Genomic DNA, 23,530 nt, shown 5'->3' with positions numbered 1-23,530 from the left:
CTCTGACAGGGGGCCACATGAACCGACCGAGTGACGGCCGGACAGAACATCACGCCGCGAACGACTCCAGAGCGGTTCCTTTCCCACCCTCGCGCAGGCGTCGCAGTGCGCGGTCCCTGAGCTGACGAATCCGCTCACGGGTCACGCCTAGCATGTTCCCGATCTCTTCGAGGGTGTGCTCGCGCTCACCTTCGAGACCGAAGTACAGACGCAAAACCTTCGCATCGCGTGCCTCGAGCGTTGAAAGCGCTTCGGTGATCGTCTCAGTAAGAAGTCGACTCTCGACTTCCACCTCAGGCTCAGCCGCCTCTTCGGTGATGAAACGCTCGACGAGCTGCGAATCCTCCGAATCCCCGATAGGGGCGTCGAGACGAATCTCAGAAGCGTTCAGCGTCTGGAGCGACTCGACCAACTCAGGGGTCAAGAACGTGGCCTCGGCCAACTCTTCAGTTGACGGCTCCCGTCCCTTCTCCTGCTTCAATCGCTCTTTTTCACGGAAGATGCGCGCCAAGTCGCTCGCCCGGTTGAGTGGTACTCGAACCGCACGACCATGGTTAGCCAACGAGGCGAGAATCGCCTGGCGAATCCACCAGACCGCATAACTGATGAACTTCACGCCCTGCTCGGGATCGAACTTCCGCGCAGCTGTGACGAGTCCAACGTTCCCCTCTTGGATCAAATCCGTGAGAGAGACGCCTCGGTTCTGGTACTTCTTCGCAACACTAATCACAAAACGCAGGTTGGCTCGCGCCAGCTCCTGGATCGCATCCTGATCGCCCAATTGGGCCTTAGCACCGAGTTCTTTCTCCTTCTCAGGAGTGATCAACTCATGTCTGCTAACATCACGCAGATACTGATCGAGTGCGCTCTGCTCCTCCACGCTCGCGTCGAAGCCCGAAAGGACATTCCCCTTTCTACCGCGCTTCTTGGCTGGGCTTGGTTTGGCAGTGGCCATCGCTATCTATTCTCCTTCAAGTTCAACCCCGGACAGTTGGGTAGTTCCGGCTCGTCGGGGGCCTTGAACTTCGTGGCATCCTTAGCCCTTTAAAGTGCCGAGCATGACCCCGAGTGTCAAGCAATTCAAGCACTTTTTGCACCCTCAACCGGTCGGGCAGGCCATCTACGATCTTGAGCTGCCCCTGACTTTCCACCGGGAGGGTGGCGCGTAACTGTGAGCCGCGCCAGTGCACTTTCTGGTAACCCTTTGCGTATGAGTGGTTCCTGTCCGTCAGAGTGCGCCGAATACGGAAATTGGTTACAGCCAGTGACGGTGCCCTTCACCTTCCCGGCTAAGCAATGTCCTTCACCCTAACGACGACTCGGTCCCGCTCCGTGACACACACTATCGTCACCGGCCTCAGCGACATGGGTCGAATCCGGAAACGCAATGAGGACAGCGTCGCGCTGTTTCCAGATTTAAGCTCGGTATTCTGGATGACGATGTGATCGCCGAGCATCTTCGCGTCGGGTTTGCCGAAGTCAGCACCCCAGAAGCCGCTCAGGCCGCATCATCCGCTTTGGTCGCGGCCGCCAATGACGGTGGCGGCTAGGACAATATCACAGTGGCGATCCTAGCCATTTAGCAGTTGGCCCCGGGGAATCGACGCACCACGAGCGGAGCGAGTAAGACGACGCCGAACGACCGGAAGTGGTGCGTCGCTTAGCGAGCCCCAGAAGGACGGAACGCAACCGAGGGCGAGCGCCCCCGGGACACGGCGTACACCCTCGCCGGCCCCTCCAAAAAAAGCTATGCCGACCCCACAGGCCGAGTAATCCGATCCAACACCAACTCCGCCGAAACATCCCGCCGCTCGAACGTGAACACCCGCAACACCCGAGCCGTCGTATACAGCTGCTGCGCCAGCTTCGGCAGATCCAGCACGCCCTGGAGCCCATCGAGCCCAAGGCGCTCGACCGCCCCGCCCCGTCGTTCAACGAGCATATCGAGCTGGAACATGGCCGGCTTCGCCGGGAAATCGATGACGACCTCACCCGGCTCTAGACCGAGCTCAGCAGCCAGGTCATCCTCGACCGCTCTCTTCCACGGTGAGTCACTCACGGCCCAATCCTCGATCTGTCGCCCCTCGAGGTCAGCCGCCGTCAACTCAAGCGCCCGCTTCGGGAGCCGGCGATGACGGAGGTTAGTCATCCACCGCGTGGCAATGCGCTCGGCGATTTCGCCGTCCCCCTCGTGCGCGCGTCGACTGATCTCGTACAGGAGTTCTTCGTCCGTCGGACCGATCAGCTCCTCTGGGTCCAGTAAGCCGGAGCGGACAGACTCTTCCACGATGCGCTTGTAGAGTGCGGTCGCAGCACGCACCGCATGATGCCAGTAAACGTTTCTGAACATCTGATACTTCGCGAAGAGCAGAGACTCAAGCGCCGCGATGGCCTTCTCGTGAACCCCGACCTCGTACTTCTCCGTGACAGGATCTCTCAGTAGCGCCAAACCCTGCAGAAGGCGCGACACGTCCACCTCGCCGTAAGGCACCCCACAGAAGCGGGCGTCCCGGCGCAGGTACTCCATCTTGTCGAGATCTAGGCTCCCACTTACCAGGCCACGGAGGGGGATGTCGCCCTGCCCCGAGATCAACTCATGTAGCCGCTCAGGAGCCGTGAGTCCGAGCGTCGCGAGCGCATCTCTGAGCGCGGGTGAAGCGAAGAACCTCTTGCTCACCTCCTCGTGGTGAGCAGGAACCTGGTCGCTTTCGAGTTCCTCTAGAGCGTGCGAAAACGGATAGTGCCCGATGTCATGGAGGAGCGCCGCGTACGGTACGAGTTCCTCGCCCTCCCACGCTTCAGGCTCGACGCCACCGCGTTCGTGGAGGTGCCGGAGGGCGGTCGTCGTCAGATGGTACACGCCCAATGCATGGTCGAAGCGAGTGTGCGTTGCTCCCGGGTATACCAGGTGCGCCAGACCGAGCTGGCGGATGTACCGAAGACGTTGGAACTCCGCTGTGTCCACGATCCGGACCGCGGTCGGGTCTAGGTGGATCGTGTTCCAGAGCGGATCCCTGATCGTCTTTCCTGGGACAGATGTACTCATACGCTGATTATCGGGATACCACCGAGGAACGAGAATGCCATTTCGGGACGGCGTTGCAGCCCCGGGGCGTACACTCCTATTTTCCCGAAGAAACAGCGAAAGCGCCAGCCCCTCCCTAGGAAGCCTCTCGGCCGCACCACGATGATCCCCAACCCGACCCTCAGAGAGCACATCCGGGCCCGGGCAGAGAACCGCCCCGGTGTCTACCGGATGTACGGGCCGGGCGATGAACTGCTCTACGTGGGAAAATCAGTCCATGTACGGACTCGCCTACTGTCCTACTTCCGGGCAACGAAAGGCGAGAAAGCATGGGAGTTGATCAGTGCGGCATCGCACGTGTCGTGGGAGTACATCCCAAACGAGTTCGCCTCGCTCATCCACGAGATGAAGCTGATTCAGCAATGGCAGCCGCGCTTCAACGTCCAACACAAGCGGAAGAAGATCTATGCGTTCGTGAAGGTGACGAACGAGATCGCACCTCGGGTTCTGCCCGTCAGCCGCATCGCGGAAGACGGAGCGACCTACTACGGCCCCTTCCCGCGCGTCCGAGCGCTCGGCGAGTCCGTCAGGGAACTCAGTCATGTGCTCGGGCTCCGCGACTGCCCCGCCACTACGCCCGTCTTCTTCAACGACCAATTTGAGATCTTCCGGGGTAGACGTCCGCCCCGCTGCATAAGGGCCGACCTGTCGACTTGCCTCGCGCCGTGCGCAGGGCGGCCGACCTCCGGGGAGTACGGTGCCGCAGTGGAACTCGCCAAGCGGTTCCTCGAAGGGCGAGCCGAGGCTCCGCTGAGAGACCTCCAGCAGCAGATGGCCGAAGCAGCGGCACGCACGGACTTCGAATATGCTGCGCTATTGAGAGATCGGCTCGAGCGACTCCAGTGTTTCCAGGACGAGCTGGTCGCGTTTCGCGGACGAGTGCAGGATCTCTCGTTCATTTACCGCGTTCCCGGATTTCGGGGCGACGATCGGGTTTACATCATTCGGCGAGGTCGAATCCGAAAGACGTTGCCCCACCCAAAGAGCTCAAAAGCGAGAGCGAGGGTCGCAGATCAAATCGAGAGCACATTTGCGGAACTGGACATGGGCCCCGCAGGATTGCGCCCAGAAGAAGCAGCCGAGATTCTTCTGATAGCCCAGTGGTTTCGGCTCAGACCTCGTGAACGCAAACGCACTACGCCACCCGACCGGTGGTTCGCTGAGAAAAGACCCGCATGAATCAACGCCCGTCGATCAAGGTGTTCGACGAGTGGCGGATCCGAAAAGCAATCACCGACCGTGTGGCGCTCCGCAGCGCGGAGCGTGCTTTTCGTGCCCTTGGGAAAGGGCTCGCCACCGTGCCGCCCCCTATGGGTTGGGAGTTCCCCAACGTCAACGGCGAGATGCACATCAAGGGTGCCCATCTCCACGGTTCGTCCATGTTCACCCTCAAGGTCGCCAGTGGCTTTTATGGGAACGTCGACCTCGGGGTCCCGACAGGATCCGGCGTCGTTCTCATTTTCGACGCGGAGACAGGATTCCCCCGCGGCATCCTCGCCGATAACGGCTACCTGACCGACCTTCGCACTGCCGCTGCTGGGGCACTCGCTGCACAAAACCTTACGAACGCACGACCACTGAACGTGGCCATACTTGGAGCGGGCATTCAGGGGCAGATGCAATTACGCCTTCTCTCCCAGGTCCGAGACATCGCCGACCTGTCCGTGTGGTCTCGGAGTTGGTCGCGAACCCTTAGGTGGAAAGAAGAACTTGGTAAAGCTGGGCACCCCGACGCCATCGCTCATGAAGACCCTGAGCTCGCGATTGCAAAGGCCGATCTCGTAATCACCGCGACCCCCGCTCGCTCACCACTCATTGGTTCGGGTGCTCTCAAGAAGGGCGCTACGCTCGTCGCGGTCGGGTCCGACGGACCTCGGAAGCAGGAGGTCGCGGCAGATGTGGTCGCTGGGGCTGACAAGGTCGTCACCGACCTGACCTCGCAGTGCGTCCACCTTGGCGAGGTCCACCATGCGGTCGCAGCCGGGTTGATGTGCGTAGACGACGTCTACGCCGAACTGGGAGAAATCGTCTTAGAAGAGAAGCCCGGTCGCGAGTCCGACGAGACCATCATCTGCGACCTGACCGGTGTGGGCGCCCAAGACGCATCGATTGGGGAACTGGCCTTCGTGGAGTTGGCTGGGCAGGACGCTCAATCCGGCGCGAACTGACCCAACAGCCGTCAGGCTTCGGCCAGAGTCCGGTCCGAGTCCATCACGTCGTACTTCAAGAGAGCGATCCCACTATTCGGGAAGGACTCGGAGCTGTGCAGCTCGAGCTTCGCGATACTCGCGAGCCCGGGCACCAGCGGAATGCCCTGCCCGAGGAGCTTTGGGATCACGCCGATTTCGACCCTATCGACCAGCTGCGACTCCAATAGGCTCCGGAAAAGAACCCCGCCCCCGAAGAGCCAGATGTCCTTACCGGCCTGATTCTTCAGGGATGTAACGGCCGTGACCACATCATCGTTGATGATGGTCGCGTCAGGGTGATCTCTTGCACGGAGCGTCGTCGAAACCACAACAACATCCATGCCTGGGAACGCCGCCCAAGGTTCGTCCTGGGCGAGCATGACTTCATACGTGCCGCGGCCCATGAGCAGCGTACCGATCTTCCCGAGATATGACGCGAAGTCGAGGTCGTCGTCCGTAGGAATCCAATCGTAGCCACCGTCTTCGGTCGCAATGAACCCGTCCAGACTCATAGCAACGGAGTACCGGATCCGGCGAGTCACCGACTCAACTCCGCTCGGGCTAGACGCAGCACGGTCTGCGCGTGCGCCCGCGCTTCCCGAGCACGCTCGGCATTGGTCTCGACCAGAATCAATCGCTCGTTGATGAGGTTCTCGAAGCGGCGATCGACCAAGAGCTGCCACGGGTCGTGATCGAAGGGGCCCGGGCCCAGCTCCTCGTGGTAGCCGGTCTTTACATCGATGGCTCGTACCGACACCTCACCCCAGAGATAGGGCATGAGGAAATCTGACGTGAACTCGGACGCCTCTATCAGATCGTCCTCGACCTTGGAGCGCTCCGGCGCCCACCCAGCCAAGGCGGCCCGAAGACGATCCGACCGAATCAAGGACAAATCGCCAGATGCTAAGAGGGAAGCGAGCACGCCTTCCGGAAGGGAAGCTCTCGGATTTCCGATAGCACCTGCGATAAGAGAGTCGAGAGTCAGGTCAGGAAAATCACCCTGCCGACTTCCCATGGCAGCCATGAGCACCTTGAGACGTTGCTCTCCCGAGTTCGCCAGCGTATACAAAGAATCCAACTGGGCCAGTTCGGCATCAATTGCGACGAACTCATCGACCAACTGCTCTATCGATTCCCGCTCCCGGACCCGCTCCCCGCGGTACTCCCACCACGCATCGACTCCGAACGCGATCAGGATACTGAGGACAACCACTCCACCCTCGCCGATCAGCCGCCCAGTAGATTTCTGAACAGGACCCGGCACTAGTTACCCGGTCTCAGGTCGATCCTGACCGCCGTAACGGCCTCTACTTTGTCGCGCGAATAGAAGACGGGGTGGAACTGATCCGTCGCCCAAAGTTCGAACAGATTCCGATAGAACGGTGATTCCGGATCACCACTCTGCCCGGGAGTGTTCATGCCTACGGTGCGATCCCAATCCCCTGTGTCGACGATGATCCGGAACGACGCCCCGCTTGTCTGATTGTCGCCGTTCGTCGTCTGGTTCACGGTCGAGCCATAGCCACCCCTTGGAAGCGGACCTGCCTCGAGCAGCGAACGCGTCACGGGATCGACCGATGTGCCGAGTGGGTGACGCAGATAGGCGTGGTGGTACTCCTCCTGCCCCCACACCCAGCCACCTTGGTCTGGCCCGAGCTTCGCGGTGAGCACAGCCATTGCAGCTTCGAGCGCATCCATCAGCAGTTGGTCACGCGCTGCCATGGGGTCGACTCCGAATTCGCCCGGCGGCACCATCACTCTCTCGATGGTCTTTCGAAGTGAGAGGTTTATTCCCGCCCCCTCAGGAACTGCTGCGGCCCGAACGGCGCGTCTGATCTCCGCCTCCCACGCTGCGTAGAGCCCCGCTGCCTCGGAGTTCTTGTCCATAACGAAGTCCCACTCGAGAAGCAGGTTCTTCGCGCGGAGCGTGCGATTGTCCGGAACGGCGATCTCCTCGAGCATGGGCACGAGTTGGCGCGCAGGGATCGACAATTCGTCGGTCTGCAGGCGCATCATATCAGCCATCGAGAAACGCCGGCCGCTCCCGAGCACTTCTACAAGCCGGAGCCAGCGATACGGATCCGACCACGAATAGCCCACTGCGTCCATGAACTCGTAATCTCTTGGGACCAGGTCGTTGTTCGCGGTGGCGAAGTACCCCTCGGCTGGGTTGAACACATGGGGCTTCGCTTGGATGGGCAGGTAGCCGTCCCACTCGTACCGGCCATCGCCGGGTACAGGAACGAGGCCACTCCAGTTCCGGCGGACCGGGGCGATACCCACCGCCTGCCAGCCGATGTTACCCTCGCGGTCTGCCCAGATCATGTTCTCACCCGGGATGTTCGAGTACGTGCACGCTTCCACGAATTCTTCCCACGTCGTCGCCTGGTCCATTCGCAGGGAGGCGAGGTAGGGGGATCCGCCGATCTCCATCCACCCAGCGCGGACTGCGTAGGCCAGGTCACGGCCATCGTCTTCGAAGACCACAGGCCCGTGTCGCGTGTACTTCAGCTCCACCGTGTGATCCGACTGGCCCTTCACCGGGATGGTCTCGGTGATGACGCTCATCTCTTCCCACTCACCGCGGTATCGATACTGGTTGGGGTTCGATGGGTTGGTCTCGTAGACGTAGAGGTCCTCCGCGTCGGTCGCGAAGACGGTGAGGCCCCAGGCGCCGAACTGGTTGTGTCCAATCGAGATCCCGGGCAGGCTCGGCTCGCCTCCACCGATGACGTCCCAACCGGGTGCGACCAAGTGCACCCAATATCGAAGTGACGGCGCCGCCTGAACGCGATGGGGATCGTTCGCCATGATCGGGTACCCGCTTTCGGAGCGTGCACCGCTCACCACCCAGTTGTTCGAGCCGATATCTCCCTTGGGATCGTATGCGACCGTTCTCGAAGACGCTTCTGCGGCACGTTCCAACATCACGAACGCATCGGGCTCACCGCGGCGGTCATCCACAATATCCTCTGGACGGAAACGCACGGACCCTCGGAACGCGTTGTAGAGCCCGAGGATGTCCTCGGAGAGGGCCTCGCCGTCCAGGGCTGCGTCCAGCTCGAGAATCGGATCCCCGGGGCCGAAGGATGACAGGCTCTTCACGACATCTGCGCCAAGGCGAGCCACGTTCCGCCCTGTAGAGAGCTCCGCCCCGATGTTGCCGAGCAGTCCCTGGTGTCTCGAGATCACGACATCGGTCGTCCAAATGCCCGGGGTTATACCGAGCAGTTCGAATTCGATGGGGAGCAGTTCAGGATTCTCCCGGGTGTGTTCGATATACGCATTGATCCCATCCACGTAAGCGCCAATGATCTCGATGCCGTCGTCGTGGTAGTGGCTGAGTTCCTGGTCGAGGTCACGGCGAAACTTGAAAAGACGCGTCCCGATGTCTCGCTCGAGCTCCCGTGGCCCGAGGATCTCGGACACCGTACCCGTCGCCTGCCGGCGCCACAGCTCCAACTGAAACAGGCGATCCCGCGCGGCATTCCACCCCTGCGCAAAGAAGAGGTCGTGCTGCGACTCCGCGTAGATGTGACTGATACCCCATCGGTCGACCAAAATCTCAACGGGTTGTTCGAGACCATCTGCCGCAAGGCGGGTCGTTTCCTGAGCCGCAGCCGACGCCGGGAGGAACGCGAGGGACAAAAGAAGAACGTTCAGTTTGCTCTTGATAGCGCGCATGGTATCGGACGGCTCGGGAGACATAGTGGGCGGAGTTCCTAGGCTTCGTAGACGGCACGGCCGCCGACAACGGTACGGAGCACCTTAATTTCCTTGATTCGATCCGGGTCCGTCTCGTGCGGGTCCTCCGCTAGGAATACGTAGTCGGCCAGTTTCCCAGCTGTGATCGACCCCTTTTCGTGTTCTTCGAACGCGGCATACGCACCGTGTCTCGTGCATATGCGCATGGCCTGATCGACGGTGATTTTCTGACTCGGCCCCCACTCACGGCCCGAAAAGTCTTTCCGAGTCACCATCGACTGTATGGCCATGAGCGGCTCGTACGGCCCCGGTGAGTGGTCCGACGCCGGAGCGACCATGATGCCGTGATCGAGGAACGACTTGTGAGCAAACATCCACTCCATCTTCTCCGCACCGTACTCGATCCACTTTTCGCCGTGGTAGTGCGCATAGGTATAGAAGGGCGCCGGAATGAACCCTCCGGCCGCAATGCGCTGCAAGATCTCCGGGTTCACTAATGAGCAGTGCTCAAGCCTGTGACGCGTGTCCTCGCGGGGGTATTCCCGTTGCATGCGCTCGTATGCGTTCAAAACCATGTCGATGGTCACGTCACCATTTGCGTGGATCGCGATCTGCCACCCGTTGCGGTGCGCGTCCTCGACGGCTTCGTGGATCTCCTCTTGGGTCATGGTGAGGATGCCGAAGTCATCAGGGCGCCCGGTGTACGGCGTGCTCATAGCCATCGTGCGCTCAGATGCTGATCCGTCCGCAGCGAACTTCACGGGACCCACACGAATCATGTCGTCGCCGAAACCAGTACGGACGCCTGCGTCTCGGAGCGCCGGGTAGGCACCGCCTCGGGCCATCAGATACATCCTCAGGCTTAGACCACCAGCCTCTTTGGCGTCCTGATAGGCCCTGAAATCTTCCTGGCCCGTTCCAGCCTGATGGACAGAGGTCAATCCAGTCGAGTTCATCTCTTGGCAAATCAGGCTGACCGCGGCCGACCGGTCCTCACGGGTTGAGCCACTCGGGACGCTGAATGCACGGCGCGCGCGCTCCGCGACCTTACCGGTCAGTTCGCCATTCTCGCGGTAGAAGTGCCCACCGAACGGATCCGGAGTATTCACCGTCACTCCGGCGACTTCGAAGGCCTTCGAATTGTACACACCGGTGTGTCCGCCCCGATGCCCTACAACGATAGGGTGGTCGGTGCTGACCGCATCCAGGTCAAGACGGTTCACCGGTCGCCCCTCTTCTTGTTTGGTATCGTCGTACATATATCCGACGATCCACTCGCCCGGCGGCGTTTGTCCGGCCCGCTCCCTCAGTGCCTCTTGAATTCGTGCCACGCTCCCCAGGTTCGTGTTGACGTTCTTGAGTGCGTTCAGGCCCGCGCCGGAAGGATGGGAATGCGCATCGATAAAACCTGGCACCACCGTGGCTCCGCCTGCATCGACCACCTCAGTGCCAGCCGCCGCCAGGTTGCGGATATCCGCGTCCGAGCCGACCGCGATGAACCGGCCACCTTTGACGGCGAACGCGGTGGCGTTGGGCATGGCATCGTCTTGGGTCAAAACCAGACCATTCACGACGATTTGGTCTGCAGCGACACCGGCAGAGGCGGCTCCCGCCGAACATCCGGTGGCGAGTCCTGCTGCAGCCAAGCTGCCCAATCCGAGAAAATTCTTCCGACTGATCTCACTCATCATTCACTCCTTAGACAGTGGCACCCCTTCCCCGCACTCCCGCGGGCTTGATCGTACGGAACTGGTGCGCTCGGAGCCAGCACACCGACGAGAGCGCCGAGAACAGTGCCACCAAGGGCATCCAACCTCAGCGTTCCATCTAATGCAAAGGAATGCCCTCCCCGCGGTTTGCATGGCTTTGACGGTCGTGCTGTCCTCATGTGATCAATGGAGCCAGGGCCTGCCGTTCGAGCCGGATCCTCTGTTCGTCGCACAGCAATCCATCGGGCCGGAAGACGTGCTCGTCAGTCATCCGCCGGGACTTTCAATCGAGTTTCCGCGGAATCCGGTGGGGCGGAGTATCCGGAGGTGGGAACGGTGTGAGCAGCCAACTGGGCCGCTGGAAGCCCGCTCACTGGATCGCACAGCTCGACGGCATCTCTGCCCTAGCCGGCCTCGAGTGAGCGCGGACCTTCACGTAACTCCGATACTCCTTGATCGCACGTTCGCGATCTCCGGGCACCTCGGCGAGCCGGCTGGAGATGGTCCACACCTCGGGCCAGCAGTCCACTTATCCCGTGACGACCGGGAACCTATTTAGCCAATTCAATGCCTCCAGAGGTCGTCACGAACGGTACCCCGGGTCACCCCATCCCGGCCGTGGTCCTCCACCGATTGTTCGTAGGAGTCCCGCACACGAGACGGACGGCCCAGCACTTGGTTGTTCAGCAGCTTCGCCTCAACGGCGGCTTCCAACTCTGCATCACCGGTGGCTCGTAGCCGCATCTCCTGGAGCCCGGCCTCGACGATAGGTTGGTAGTTAGGTAGGCAGACCGACCCGACCCGCACAATTCAGCGTTCCTTCAGCTCATTCCAGAATGATTTTCCGTCTCACATAGGTGCCAATTCGCGCCTCGTCTCCGGGAGTTGCAAGAACTCCTCCGTCCTACCCTACCTTATCCGCTGCCCTCCCAAGCTTCGCCAGCCCCTCCGCGATATCCTCTGAACTGATATTCAAGGCCGGTCCGATGCGCACGACAGTTCCGTTCAGGCCACCGACACCAATCAACAAGCCCTCGTCGCGCGTCGCCTGAAGAAACGCAGCAGTCCGGTCGTTGTCTGGCTCTTTGGTCATGGGATCCTTCACGATTTCCATGGCCTGCATGAGGCCCATGCCCCGGACGTCGCCAACCCAAGGGTGACGACCCTGAATGGCCTCTAGGCCCGCACGCAGTTCCGCACCACGAGCCTCCGCATTCGCGGGCGCGTCACACGCTTTCAGTTCGTCTTGGGTCGCACACAGCGCAGCCATCGAAACCGGATTTCCGCCAAAGGTGGAGATCGTCTTCCCCTTCCAAGCGTGCGCGATCTCGTCGGTCGTGACCGTTGCACCCACCGGCGCACCGTTCGCGATGCCCTTGGCCATGACCATGATGTCCGGCTCGACTCCCCAGTGATCGATGCCGAACCAGTGCTTACCGCATCGACCAAAACCAGCCTGCACTTCGTCGATGATGAGGAGTCCGCCGTAGCTGTGGATCACCTCAGCGGCCTTCTCGAAATAAGTCGGCGGGGGCACCACGTAGCCGGCCACACCCTGAATCGTCTCCGCAATGAACGCGGCAGGCCGTCCGTTGGTCGACGTCACGATCACCTCTTCGAGGTCGTCCACAAATTTGTCGACGCAGGTATCGTCACAAGGCTGCTTGTAGGGGCACCGGTATGCGTTGGGAGACTTCGCGTGTTTGATGCCCGCGATGGGGGTAGAGAGCGGACGCCAGCCCGAGTGCGCGGTGACGCTCGTGGCCATGAACGACCGGCCGTGATAGCCAACCCTTAGCCCGATGATCTCGTTTCGGCCCGTGGCCAGGCACGCCATCATGAGCGCCGTCTCAATGGCCTCCGTGCCTGAATTGCTGAAGAAGGTGCGCCTAAGTTCACCCGGAGAAATCTCAGCAATCCTCTTGGCAGCCTCGACCTGCATTCCCGTGGAATACAGCGTCGACACATGGCCCAGCCGGTTCATCTGCGTGTTCACCGCATCATTTACGCGGGGATTACAATGCCCGACGGAAGTGGTGAGAATGCCCGCGAAGAGATCGAGGTACTCTCTCCCCTCCGCATCCTTCACACGAACACCTTTCCCCTCCACCAGGCTGAGTGGCTCGGAGTACATGTGGAGCATCGATGGCAGCAGGTACTCTCGCTGTCCGTGGACGATCTCGGCGCTCGTGGCGCCTGCGGCGAGGCTGGGTGCGGTCATGATTCTTTGGGGTGATGGGGGTCTGCAGAGACGTTGGACCAACGAGAGATGACCACACGCTGATCCGTATAGAACGCGATGGCGTCCCGGCCTTGGGCTTTCAGGTCACCGAAAAACGACCCCTTCGAGCCGCCAAACGGGAAGAAGGCCATGGGTGCCGCGACACCGATGTTGATGCCGATCATACTGATACCGGCCTGATATCTGAATTCACGAGCCGCGCCACCATTGTTGGTGAAGAGCGAACACGCGTTACCGTACCGGCTCGCCTGCATCATGGCGATGGCTTCGTCGACAGTCTTCGCGCGATTGATGGTCGCGACCGGTCCGAAGATCTCCTCGGTCCCGATGGAGATGTCGGGCGCCACGTCCTCGAAGACCGAGGGGCCGATCCAATAGCCGTTCTCGAAACCCTCTACCGAGGCGTCCCTGCCATCGAGCGAGAGCGTTGCTCCGTCGGCCACCCCCTGGTCGATGAAGGCGTTCACACGATCTCGGTGCGGCGCCGAAATGACAGGGCCCATGTCGGTCCCGGGCACCAGACCGTCTCCAAGCCGAATTGATGAGGCGTAGTCCATGAGACGCTCGCGGATCTGTGGGTGAGCATCGCCCACTCCCACGACCACGCTCCCTGCCAAACACCGTTGACCCGTCGAACCGAAGATCGACCCGGCACATGCGTCGAGCGTCGCATCCATATCCGCATCAGGAAGAACGATGAGGTAGTTCTTCGCTCCGCCCAGCGTCTGGACTCTCTTCCCCGCGTTCGCCGCACGTTTGTACACGATCTCCGCAACGCGACTCGAGCCAACGAATGAGACACCGACGATGTCTGGGTGATCACAGATCGACTCTACGACCTGCTGCCCACCGTGGACCACGTTGAGGACACCGGGCGGTAGGCCGGCTTGTTCTGCCAGCTCTACGATCTTCTGGTGTGTTAGCGGGTCCTGCTCGCTGGGTTTCAGAACGACTGTGTTGCCGGTAGCGACCGCGTAAGGCCAGAACCAGAGCGGGATCATCACCGGGAAATTGTACGGCGTGATCACGCTAAATACCCCTAGGGGCTGCCGCCACGAAGCCGAGTCGATTCCGCTCGAGATCTCCTCGATCGTGTCGCCCATCATGAGCGTGGGGATACCACACGCATGCTCGACGTTCTCGATGCCACGCTGAACCTCACCGCGCGTCTCCGCGATGATCTTGCCGTGCTCGATTGTCAGCTGCGTGGCGAGCTCCTCCTTGTGCTCTTCCAGGAGTGCCCTGAACCGGAACATGACGCGCGCACGCTCCGGAGATGGCGTGGACCGCCACGCCGGAAACGCCGCTTTCGCAGCCTGAACTGCTGCGTCGACATCGGAAGCAGTGGAAAGCGGGACTCGCCCGATCTCCTCTCCCGTGGCTGGATTTCTGATGGGAAGCGACTCGGTCGCCGAGGCTTCGCGCCAGGCTCCGCCCAAATAGTTCTGAATCATCTCGTCGCTGCCTTAGAGTGTCTGACGGAGGGGGGGGCAAAAGTAGGCGGCGGTACCGAGGGTCGCCATCCATGATCCAGCGATCGCGTACGACGGCATATGCGACGAAAAAGCGGGGGCCGACACAAGTCGACCCCCGCCAGTTTCCACAGCGCTGAGCGCCGCCGATCCTACTGCATCCGCGGACTCGTACTGGAGCTGCGGACCGCGAGCGAGCAGGCCGGCCACGATCCCTGCTGGCCCCCACGGCCCTGGATCTCCGTACGTTGCGTCCGGTCCGTGAATTCATCGTCCTCAGACGCGAGGTACACCAGAGACGCAGTCAGCACTGCGTTATTCCGCAAGTCGTCGAAAACGAGCTTGTCGAACGTGTCCCGGTGCGTGTGCCAGGTGTGAGAGCCGTAATCCCAACCCAATGCTCCGAGGTTGAAAGCGGGCGCACCGTGGCAGATGAACGACGCATAGTCTGAACCTCCACTGCCCGGGCTGCCCAAGTTGTGCGAAAGGCCTCTCGTGACCTCTGCCGGCACCTGCCCGATCCAGCGCGCCAGGGAGCCATACGCTTCGGTCAGCCCCTGAGCATTCATGTTCACGATTCGGCCCGTACCGTTGTCTTGGTTAAAGAGCCCCTGGAGGCCTGCAACAACCTCAGGATGGTCCTCGGAGAACGCGCGAGAACCGTTCAGCCCCTGCTCTTCACCGCTCCACAGACCGATGAGAATGGTCCGCTTTGGGTTCGGGTACGTGCTCCGGAGAATCCGCATCGTCTCCATCATGAGAACAGAACCGGACCCGTTATCCGTGGCCCCGGATCCGCCTTCCCAGGAGTCGAAGTGGGCGGACAGCATCACGTACTCATCTGGGCGCTCGGTCCCGCGGATCTCGCCGACCACGTTGAAGACCGGGACCTCTCCACGGTTCTCGGCCTCTGCCGTCAGGCGCAGCACCGGGTTCTGACCGTTCGCGGTCAGGCGATGCACGAGGCTGTAGTCCTCGCACCCAAGCTCGAACGTAGGGGAGTCACGATTGTAGGCATTGAAGACCCGCGTCGTGCCGTACGATCCCGGCCACTGTGACGTGATGATCCCCGCAGCGCCGGCTTCCTCCAGCGCCGCGTGCAGATCACGGCGACGGCCGTCCTGCGAACCCGTTGCCGCTAGGCTCTGCGCCCAGCGGCGCTGTCCCATTGAACGCTCCTGTGCGTAACGCTGCGCAGAGCCGGGTGCACCAAATTCGGCCCACTGCTCGTTGGCTCGGCACGACGTCTCTGGGTAGGACATCATGACCCACTTCCCGCTCACCGTGCCGAGAAACGCTTCCCAGTCTCCCGGCGAATCGATCACCGGAAGAGCAGTGACTTCACCCTCGACCGGTCGGCCGTCAGTGCCGGGGCTCCATGCGAGAATGCGGCCTTCTAGCGAGCGGACCCGTGGCGAGATCAGGTCGACGTGGCTTACGCCGCGCGCCCAACCTTCCCAAGTCCCATACTGCTCGGTCTTGGCTTCGACGCCCCAGCCTTGAAGCGTCTTTACGGCCCAGCCCTGAGCGGCCTCGATGCCTGGCGACGCAGTAAGTCGCGGCCCGACCGAGTCGAGCAACGCCTGCGCGAGGGGCTCGAATTGGGAGTTGTTCATGCCTTCGGCCCAAATGGCACGAAGAACCGGATCGTCGGTCGCGAGCGACTGAGCGTCCGCCGCACGAGGGACAAAAATCACCAAGGCCACAACCGCAGCCGACAGGTGAGTCAAACGAACAAAGCTACGCATTGAATCCACCTCTTTAGAGTGAACTACCGAGAACTTCCAAGCGCCGGCCCTGCCCGTTCAATGATCTCGCGGAGACGATCATGCGGGAGCGCAGGTACTGTATATCCGTCGATGCCCGTCAGCGTTTCTGCTGCGAGCATCGCGTTTAAGATCGCTTCTTCAGTGGCATGGACAGACGCCGCGATCAGACCGTTGAGTCTGTCGTTCGGCAACATTCTAAGTGCCGGTGTCCCCGAACGCGCCGCGGCAGCTTCACGATTCGCCGTGCTGAATCCGAGGAAGATATCGCCCGAACCGTTGTACCCCATCCCCCCGATGCGCGCGAGGCCCAATGACGTCCGAGTGACGAGTCGCTTGATCTGAGTCGGCAACAGCGGAGCGTCTGTCGCGAGCACGATGATGATGGAGCCTGCGCCGTCCGGGATCTCCTCTAGGGCTCCCTCGGCATCGTCACCGGAATCGCACCAGGGAACGTTGCGGCGGAGCGCCTCGGCTGGGATGGATCGATCCGCGTAGCACGCTGCGGGCTGCGGCATCATCTCGCCAACCGGCAGTCCGGCAATACGCAGGTCCGCACGAAGTCCCTGATTGCACTGCACGAGAATCCCGACCGTGTACTCCCCGACCACTCGGGACGAGCTCCCAATACCACCCTTGAATTGATGGCAGCGCATGCCCGTGCCACCGCCCACCGCACCCTGCTCGACGGCACCGCCGTGCGCGTTCTCAATGGCCTGGAAAGCATGTTCGGGTTTCACATGGAAGCCGTTGATGTCGTTCAGGCTGCCGTCATATGTCTCCGCAACGACGGGCAGGGCCCAGAGAAAACTCGGGTCACGCAAGCGCATCCAGTCGATCACCGCATCCCGAACGACACCCACGCTGTGAGTGTTCGTAATGAGGACGGGGCTCTCCATGATCCCCGAGTGCTCGATCCAGGTAGTGCCGGTCATCTCACCGTTGCCGTTCAAGCTATACCACGCTGCGAACACCGAATCACCGGCATTCCTTCCGCGCGGCATAATGGCCGTCACGCCTGTGCGAACCGGACCCTCTCCAACGACCAATCTCCCTTCACCACGAATGATCGTGCTATGTCCCACCTCGACGCCAGCCACATCTGTGATCGCGTTGTTCGGCCCTGGCGTTCCCGTGAGTGGGATGCCGAGGGACCGAGCGTCGGGGACTTTCTGCGCGGCAACCCCTGAGGCAGCGAGCAACAACAAGAGAGCCGACGCGGAGAGGATTCTCATCCCTTATACCCAGCCATCTTCTTCACTCGGGTGAACTCGGCCTTTTTCACGGATTGAACAGAGAGCCGGCCGTACCGGATCAACTCCATGTCCGCGAGTGCAGCGTCGGCCTTCAGTTCGGGCAAACCAACAATGTCATCGAATTTCCCTACGAATTCGACGTCGACCATGAACCAACGCGGCTTCTCCGGGTCAGACTTCGCATCGAAGTACTTGTGCCCCTTCTTGAGCGCGAAGTGGTCCGGGTAGGCCAGCCCACAGACTCGAGCAATTCCCACTGCTCCAGGCGGCTTGGCGTTCGAGTGATAATAGATCACCTCGTCGCCAATCTTCATGGCCTGCATGTTGTTGCGGGCCTTGTAGTTGCGGACGCCTTCCCAGCACGTCGAGCCTTCTTTCTCTAGATCGTCGATCGAATAGACGTCTGGCTCCGACTTCATCAACCAATACTGCTTGGCCACCTATGCCTTCCCGTTCGAGGATGTGTTTTCAGGGACCATCAAGATGGGGGGCCAATGGCCGCACGTCACGTCGGGTCAGCCCGGGACTTCCAAAGCGTCCAAGATGTCGGCGACGTCGTCAGGGACGTAGAACTGCATCCCGATGGGCACCAAACCTACCTCCCGGAACATCTCCCGGTAGGTGCCGGGTTGGCGCTTCTTGAAGCCGACCATATCCCCTTCCACCTCATCGGCTCGGGTGAACGTCTCCAGGAAAGCAACGCCCTCGACAAGGTCTGCGAGAACCGGAAGGCCCGCGTCGATCTGCGCGCTCGTCAGGTAGTGCATTACATCCGAGCAGACTACCAGGTCGAAGCGGTCTTCGAAGACGTGATACTCAAGCTGCTCAAACTTGCCCATGCGGAGGTTTCGTTCGGTCCCGAAACGGTCCACCGCGTAGCGACTCGAGTCGATCCCGATGTAGCTCGCGTCTGGCCTCAGCTCATACAGAACGGGCTGCCAACGGCCCTCACCGCACCCAATGTCCAGTATGCTCTGGAGCGGCCGATCCAGGACGAACTCAGCCATCGCGACACACGTAGCGATCTTCCGCTTCAGCGTCGGTGCAGAACCGATCGCCGCGAAGCGGCCGCGGTACCATCGCTCGAAATACTCACGGTCATATTCTTTCACGGTAATCCTCGAACGACCTTCGTCAGAGTTCAGACGTCCCGATATCGACCTCGATATCACGCCACTTCTCTCGCCTGAAGATCACCACGCTGAGCGCCGCGCGAGCGAAGTGTCCGGAGACGATCGCCATCCAGATGTGATGTGGCTCGAGGGTGCCGAACGTTTTGATCAGGAAGCACATGCCGAGCGGAATTACGAGCTGCGACAGAATCGATATGTACATCGGACTCTTGGTGTCACCGGTGCCCTGCAGGCCGCCCGTGTATGCGAGTGCCACCGTGATGAAGAGACCAGACACCGCGAGGTATCGGAGGAGTTCAACGGCGATCTCGAGCACGACGTTGTCGTCCATGCCGAAGATGCCCAATAGCAGTTCAGGGATCAGAATAAAGGTCACCCCGATTCCAGCCGCGAGCATGAGACCAAACCCGGCTGCCACGTTGACCGACTTCGCAGTACGGTCGGGCTTCCCCGCTCCGAGGTTCTGACCCGCGACCGCAGCCGTCGCACCCATGATGCCCACGGATGTCCACGTGATGAAGGAGAAGAGCTGCGTGTAGCTGACCACGTACGCGGCCTGTGCCTGCGCGCTCATGGCCAAGGAGCCGATGAACGCCAGAAGGAAGACACCACCCACGTTCATAGCCACACCCTGAATTCCGGTCGGGAGCCCGAACTTGAAGAGCTGCTTGATGACCACCCAGTCGGGACGCCAGTTCATGCCACGGTGGAACTGGACCACCCACGTTCCACTCATCAGCCGTACTAGCGCGTAGATACTCACGGTCGCACCCGCGATCACGGTGCCCATCGCCGCGCCGGTGGTGCCGAACGCTGGAATGGGGCCGAAGCCGCGGATGAATACGACGTTCAGCGCGATGTTCAGCAGCGTCATCGCAATACCGAGCCGCAAGGGCGTCTTGGCGTCACCCGCGGACCGCAGGGCTCCACCGAGCATGAAGAACATCAGCATGCCGAAGGAGAACATGAACATGATGCGCAGATAAGGGAGTGCTTGGACCTGCACCTCGGGTGCTGCGTTCACCAGGTTCAGAAGCATCGGTGACGCGAAGTACCCAACCGGTGCCATCACACCCACGACGAGCATCACTGATGTCAGGAACGCCTGATAGACCGTTCGATTCACCTTCTCCGGTTCGTTCGCGCCGGTGAAGCGCGCCACGAGCACCCCCATGCCCGTGAACAGCGAGCTGATGAAGACGACGACCACTAGGAAGATCTGCCACGACACGCCGATCGCGGCATTGCCCATGTAGCCGACGTAGTTCCCGACCATAGCATGATCGACGATACCCTGGAGCCCACCGATGATGTTCTGCAGCATCGTGGGCCACGCGAGCTTCCATACGGCACCGCGGATGGGACCTTCGACGATCGATCGATCGAAGGACTTTGCTTTACGAGAGGTGTCTTTGGCCAAGCGTCAGGTCCGTTTGGCCGGGAGGGCCTCGATCCAGGGTCGGTCCCCGGACGGGACGCCTACCAAACCACGTGCATTCTGTTCTGCCTGCGATACACCCAATGCCGATCCCCGTCCGTATCCAGGTAGGCTTCTTCTTCCTGTCTGCAGGACGCAGGTTTTCCACCCCATTCCGGGACGGGCGTTGTCGTCTGCATCTCGGTTGAATGCCACGTGGACGCCAAGAGGACCGCGTCCCCACGCACCGGAACACCGTCCTGCTGATCCCACATGCCAATGAGCGGGCCAGCACCGTGGCCATGATCGCCGATGGGGTGCGTGTACATCGTGCCATCAATGCCGTCCGCCCGCATCTGAGCGAGCGTGCCCGCGAGGATCTCATTTCCGGTCAGGCCCGGCTCCATGTTGTTGAGCAGGATGTCCTGGAGCCGGTTGGTGTTCGCGAGGCACTGTCTCAACCCGGCGGGCACTTCGGACTCTCCGTCCTTCATGACATAACCCATGTGCTGGGTGTCCGTGTGGAGGTTCTCAGCGACGACGCCGAAGTCAGTCCACAGTAGATCACCCTTCTGGATGACAACGGGCCCGCCCGCCGGCACGACGCCCTCTCGCTGCACGTCGACGGAGGTCTGGAACCAGGTCGTGTATCCGAGGCCCTGAATACGTTGACGCATCCACCAAAGCACATCGTCTGTGGTGGTTACCCCGGGGGTGATCACGGCGTTGGAAAACGCTTCAGAGATGATTGCATGCACCGTCTCTGTGACTCTACGGTAGCGCGGCATCATCTCGGGAATCCGCAGCGCTATGTAGTTCATGGCGAGACGTGACTCGCGCTTCACGCGACCGGCGTATTCCGCCCCCAACGCATCGGTGAGCGCTTCGTACTCGCCCGTGTGGAGTCCATCTGAGAACGCCCAGTCAGGATCAATATTTAGAACGATGTTGCCGGGGTCGCGGTCTTCGACCAATTCACGGAGAAGCCGCCACTGCTCATTTCCCACCAACTCCATCGTCTCCTCGGTCGGAGCCGGGCGGATCGAGCGAAAGGCGGTGAACACCCCCCCCTGAGCCGTCCCCCCCAGAGCCAGCCGCTCGATAGCACCATCTTCTTGACGCGTGAACACGTAAATGGACCGCCGACGCGCCGCGAAGGTAGTCGGCGACGTGATCGACCAAAACACCGGGTCCTCAGCATATTCGCGCATGGACAGAATCCACATGTCCACGTCGTACTCCGCCATGAGTTCGGGCAGCACCCGATTCATGCGCTGTTCGAGCCAGGCCTGCTGCTCTACCGCCTGCTCACGCAACGTGGGGAGCGGATGAATGCGCGCCGGTGCGTTGTCCGGAACGTTAGCGGGGGCCTGTGCGGCCATCCCCGCAGGAAGGGTCAAGGTCACGGCGGCAAGTAGCCAAAATTTCATGTTCAACTCCCTAAGACAATCCAAGCGCTGATCGAAAGCCAAACGACTCCAATCACACTGAGTACAATTCAGTCGAGAACGTTCGTTTTTTGTTTTCCTGCCTCACCATGGAACCAGGCGAGGATGATCGCAGAAGCGACGCCACACGCGGCGAAAGGCAGCGTGAGATTATACAAGACGTCGGGCAGCAACTCCTGATCAGCGGTTAGTTTGTTCATCAGAGACATCAGGGCAAGGCCTGCACCGCCGGTGATAAGCACCACCTGCGGCACCCTGCGCTTCATCAACTGTTGAAAGTCTGCAGTCTCCTCGACACCTCCAGACCCTAGAGCTAGATGGGCGCTGGAGGCTCCGCTGGGGACGCCGCAGAAAAGTGGCCTGACGAGGCGAGAGGGGCTCTGATGATCTAGACCTCGTCGTTCTGCAGGACGGCGGGGTCGCTTCTTGGACAGGGCCGCCTACTTAGGACCCGCCGCCTTCACTTCGTCACCGACCTGGTCAGCAAACTTCTCGAAGTTGGCCTTGAACATCTCAGCCAGCTTCGTAGCAGACGCGTCGTACGCCTCGCCGTCCGTCCACGTGCTCCGTGGACTGAGCACCTCGGAAGGCACACCGGGGACGGCCGTCGGAACATCCAGGCCAAAGACCTCGTCCGTCACGAACTCCGCGCCCTCCAGGTCACCGGCAATCGCCGCGTTCACCATGGCACGCGTGTGGGCCAACTTCATGCGGCTCCCAACTCCGTAACCACCACCGGACCAGCCGGTGTTCACAAGCCAGACCTTGGCACCATGCTCGCGCAGTTTCTCACCCAGCATCTTCGCGTAGACACCAGGATGACGCGGTAAGAACGGTCCGCCAAAACACGCGCTGAACGTCGCCTGCGGCTCCGTCACGCCCCGCTCCGTCCCTGCGACCTTAGCGGTATAACCGGACAGGAAGTGGTACATGGCCTGTTCAGGCGTCAGGCGGGAAATCGGGGGCAACACGCCGAACGCATCCGCAGTCAGGAAGACCACGTTCTTCGGGTGCCCGCCGCGGCTCGGCAGAACCGCGTTCGGGATGTAGTGGATTGGGTAGGAAGCCCGCGTGTTCTCCGTAATGGAGCCGTCCTCGAAGTCGATCTCCCGGGTGGCCTCACTAAGGATCACGTTCTCGAGAATCGTCCCGAACATCTGCGTGGCCCGGTAGATCTCCGGCTCACCCTCAGGTGAAAGACGGATCGTCTTCGCGTAGCAACCACCTTCGAAGTTGAACGTGCCCTCTTCGCTCCAGCCGTGCTCGTCGTCACCGATAAGGCCACGCGATGCATCCGCGGAGAGCGTCGTCTTACCGGTGCCAGAAAGGCCGAAGAAGAGTGCAGTGTCTCCCTCGGGTCCGATGTTCGCCGAGCAGTGCATGGGGAGCACGCCAGCTTCCGGCAGCATGTGGTTGAGGACCGAGAAGATCGACTTCTTGATCTCACCGGCGTACCGAGTGCCACACACCACGACTTCGCGAGCCGTGAAGTTCACCATGATCGCAGTTTCAGAGTTCACACCGTGCCGGGCAGGGTCCGCTTTCAGGTGCGGAGCATGCAGCACCGTGAAGCCAGGCACGAAATCGACGCGTTCCTCAGCCGAGAGGCGAAGGAACATGTTGTACGCGAAAAGTGAGTGCCATGCGCTCTCACTGATGACGCGGACGTTGATTCCATGCGTTGCGTCCTCCCCGGCCCGAGCATCCTGCACATAGATCTCATGGTCGTTCAGGTAGGCAACCACGTCCGTGCGCAGCGCGGCAAAGTGCTCAGGTGACACAGGCACGTTCACCTTGCCCCAGTCGACCACCCCTTCGCTGTTCTCGTCGCGGACGACAAAGCGGTCGTTAGGCGACCGCCCCGTGTGCGGCGCGGTTACAGCGGCGATGGCGCCCATGTGAACCAGCTGGCCGTCGCCCTTCGCGAACGAAGCTTCGTAGAGCTGCGCCGGGGACAGGTTGTAGTGTACGTCTTTGGTTGGGTTCAGGCCGTGATTCTGAAAACCGTAAACGCCCTCGCCGGATGCGGTTTCAGACTGCTCCATGGTCCGCGTTGTCATTGCTCCGATTATCTCCTGCTAAATCCGGCTCCGTGCCCTACCCACACA

General features: G+C 61.1%; 19 protein-coding genes. 2 read left to right on the top strand and 17 right to left on the bottom strand.

Features of this window, described 5'->3' with window-relative positions; translation table 11 throughout:
- Positions 1-49: 49 nt before the first annotated feature.
- On the bottom strand, positions 50-955 hold the full coding sequence (locus tag P8L30_15700) for an RNA polymerase sigma factor RpoD/SigA (GenBank protein MDG2241651.1): 906 nt from the start codon (positions 953-955) through the stop codon (positions 50-52).
- A 792-nt stretch (positions 956-1,747) separates the two neighbouring features.
- On the bottom strand, positions 1,748-3,046 hold the full coding sequence (locus P8L30_15695; GenBank protein ID MDG2241650.1) for an HD domain-containing protein: 1,299 nt from the start codon (positions 3,044-3,046) through the stop codon (positions 1,748-1,750).
- Between the two features lie 141 nt (positions 3,047-3,187).
- Between P8L30_15695 and P8L30_15690 the strand changes: the two genes are divergently transcribed.
- Both P8L30_15690 and P8L30_15685 read left to right on the top strand, forming a co-directional pair.
- Positions 3,188-4,264: a UvrB/UvrC motif-containing protein gene (locus P8L30_15690; GenBank protein ID MDG2241649.1), complete on the top strand. Its 1,077-nt coding sequence runs from the start codon at positions 3,188-3,190 to the stop codon at positions 4,262-4,264.
- Positions 4,261-5,253 (top strand): hypothetical protein, encoded by a 993-nt coding sequence (locus P8L30_15685; GenBank protein ID MDG2241648.1) that lies wholly within the window; start codon positions 4,261-4,263, stop codon positions 5,251-5,253. Before P8L30_15690 ends, P8L30_15685 begins: the two co-directional genes overlap by 4 nt.
- An 11-nt stretch (positions 5,254-5,264) precedes the next feature.
- Here the strand turns inward: P8L30_15685 and P8L30_15680 are convergent, their stop codons facing one another.
- From P8L30_15680 to pckA, 15 genes are all read right to left on the bottom strand, one after another.
- Positions 5,265-5,816, bottom strand: coding sequence for a dihydrofolate reductase family protein (locus tag P8L30_15680; protein MDG2241647.1), 552 nt, complete (start codon positions 5,814-5,816; stop codon positions 5,265-5,267).
- On the bottom strand, positions 5,813-6,487 hold the full coding sequence (locus tag P8L30_15675) for a hypothetical protein (GenBank protein MDG2241646.1): 675 nt from the start codon (positions 6,485-6,487) through the stop codon (positions 5,813-5,815). The genes P8L30_15680 and P8L30_15675 overlap by 4 nt, the downstream gene beginning before the upstream one ends.
- 50 nt (positions 6,488-6,537) lie before the next feature.
- Positions 6,538-8,958, bottom strand: a complete 2,421-nt coding sequence (locus P8L30_15670) for a penicillin acylase family protein (GenBank protein MDG2241645.1) — start codon at positions 8,956-8,958, stop codon at positions 6,538-6,540.
- A gap of 38 nt (positions 8,959-8,996) precedes the next feature.
- Complete coding sequence (locus tag P8L30_15665; protein ID MDG2241644.1) at positions 8,997-10,667, bottom strand: amidohydrolase; 1,671 nt, start codon at positions 10,665-10,667, stop codon at positions 8,997-8,999.
- Between the two features lie 585 nt (positions 10,668-11,252).
- Positions 11,253-11,432: a hypothetical protein gene (locus P8L30_15660; GenBank protein MDG2241643.1), complete on the bottom strand. Its 180-nt coding sequence runs from the start codon at positions 11,430-11,432 to the stop codon at positions 11,253-11,255.
- Between the two features lie 160 nt (positions 11,433-11,592).
- Positions 11,593-12,909: an aspartate aminotransferase family protein gene (locus P8L30_15655; GenBank protein MDG2241642.1), complete on the bottom strand. Its 1,317-nt coding sequence runs from the start codon at positions 12,907-12,909 to the stop codon at positions 11,593-11,595.
- Positions 12,906-14,384: a CoA-acylating methylmalonate-semialdehyde dehydrogenase gene (locus tag P8L30_15650; protein ID MDG2241641.1), complete on the bottom strand. Its 1,479-nt coding sequence runs from the start codon at positions 14,382-14,384 to the stop codon at positions 12,906-12,908. Before P8L30_15650 ends, P8L30_15655 begins: the two co-directional genes overlap by 4 nt.
- A 170-nt stretch (positions 14,385-14,554) precedes the next feature.
- A complete protein-coding gene (locus tag P8L30_15645) occupies positions 14,555-16,150 on the bottom strand; it encodes a M20/M25/M40 family metallo-hydrolase (protein ID MDG2241640.1) in 1,596 nt (531 codons plus the stop codon).
- A gap of 23 nt (positions 16,151-16,173) precedes the next feature.
- On the bottom strand, positions 16,174-17,403 hold the full coding sequence (locus tag P8L30_15640) for a P1 family peptidase (protein MDG2241639.1): 1,230 nt from the start codon (positions 17,401-17,403) through the stop codon (positions 16,174-16,176).
- On the bottom strand, positions 17,400-17,864 hold the full coding sequence (locus P8L30_15635; GenBank protein ID MDG2241638.1) for an EVE domain-containing protein: 465 nt from the start codon (positions 17,862-17,864) through the stop codon (positions 17,400-17,402). The genes P8L30_15640 and P8L30_15635 overlap by 4 nt, the downstream gene beginning before the upstream one ends.
- 75 nt (positions 17,865-17,939) lie before the next feature.
- Positions 17,940-18,536, bottom strand: coding sequence for a class I SAM-dependent methyltransferase (locus P8L30_15630; protein ID MDG2241637.1), 597 nt, complete (start codon positions 18,534-18,536; stop codon positions 17,940-17,942).
- A 22-nt stretch (positions 18,537-18,558) separates the two neighbouring features.
- Complete coding sequence (locus tag P8L30_15625; GenBank protein MDG2241636.1) at positions 18,559-19,977, bottom strand: MATE family efflux transporter; 1,419 nt, start codon at positions 19,975-19,977, stop codon at positions 18,559-18,561.
- A 59-nt stretch (positions 19,978-20,036) separates the two neighbouring features.
- Entirely contained in the window at positions 20,037-21,404 is a 1,368-nt protein-coding gene (locus P8L30_15620) for a M24 family metallopeptidase (GenBank protein ID MDG2241635.1), read from the bottom strand.
- A 68-nt stretch (positions 21,405-21,472) separates the two neighbouring features.
- Positions 21,473-21,691 carry a hypothetical protein gene (locus P8L30_15615; protein MDG2241634.1) on the bottom strand — a complete coding sequence of 73 codons (219 nt, stop codon included), beginning with the start codon at positions 21,689-21,691 and terminating at the stop codon, positions 21,473-21,475.
- A 171-nt stretch (positions 21,692-21,862) separates the two neighbouring features.
- The gene (gene pckA, locus P8L30_15610) at positions 21,863-23,482 is read right to left on the bottom strand and encodes a phosphoenolpyruvate carboxykinase (ATP) (GenBank protein MDG2241633.1); all 1,620 of its coding nucleotides are present in this window, start codon (positions 23,480-23,482) and stop codon (positions 21,863-21,865) included.
- Positions 23,483-23,530 lie beyond the last annotated feature (48 nt).

This window comes from Longimicrobiales bacterium (genome assembly GCA_029245345.1).
Lineage (GTDB): Bacteria > Gemmatimonadota > Gemmatimonadetes > Longimicrobiales > Gaopeijiaceae > CALFPJ01.
The sequence above is the reverse complement of the archived record's forward strand: the minus strand, read 5'-3'. Positions and strand labels throughout refer to the sequence as shown.

Coding starts and splice junctions, on each gene's coding strand:
- P8L30_15700 (MDG2241651.1), bottom strand. CDS start 955: ATGGCCACTGCCAAACCAAGCCCAGCCAAGAAGCGCGGTAGAAAGGGG.
- P8L30_15695 (MDG2241650.1), bottom strand. CDS start 3,046: ATGAGTACATCTGTCCCAGGAAAGACGATCAGGGATCCGCTCTGGAAC.
- P8L30_15690 (MDG2241649.1), top strand. CDS start 3,188: ATGATCCCCAACCCGACCCTCAGAGAGCACATCCGGGCCCGGGCAGAG.
- P8L30_15685 (MDG2241648.1), top strand. CDS start 4,261: ATGAATCAACGCCCGTCGATCAAGGTGTTCGACGAGTGGCGGATCCGA.
- P8L30_15670 (MDG2241645.1), bottom strand. CDS start 8,958: ATGCGCGCTATCAAGAGCAAACTGAACGTTCTTCTTTTGTCCCTCGCG.
- P8L30_15665 (MDG2241644.1), bottom strand. CDS start 10,667: ATGAGTGAGATCAGTCGGAAGAATTTTCTCGGATTGGGCAGCTTGGCT.
- P8L30_15660 (MDG2241643.1), bottom strand. CDS start 11,432: ATGCGGCTACGAGCCACCGGTGATGCAGAGTTGGAAGCCGCCGTTGAG.
- P8L30_15655 (MDG2241642.1), bottom strand. CDS start 12,909: ATGACCGCACCCAGCCTCGCCGCAGGCGCCACGAGCGCCGAGATCGTC.
- P8L30_15650 (MDG2241641.1), bottom strand. CDS start 14,384: ATGATTCAGAACTATTTGGGCGGAGCCTGGCGCGAAGCCTCGGCGACC.
- P8L30_15645 (MDG2241640.1), bottom strand. CDS start 16,150: ATGCGTAGCTTTGTTCGTTTGACTCACCTGTCGGCTGCGGTTGTGGCC.
- P8L30_15640 (MDG2241639.1), bottom strand. CDS start 17,403: ATGAGAATCCTCTCCGCGTCGGCTCTCTTGTTGTTGCTCGCTGCCTCA.
- P8L30_15620 (MDG2241635.1), bottom strand. CDS start 21,404: ATGAAATTTTGGCTACTTGCCGCCGTGACCTTGACCCTTCCTGCGGGG.
- pckA (MDG2241633.1), bottom strand. CDS start 23,482: ATGACAACGCGGACCATGGAGCAGTCTGAAACCGCATCCGGCGAGGGC.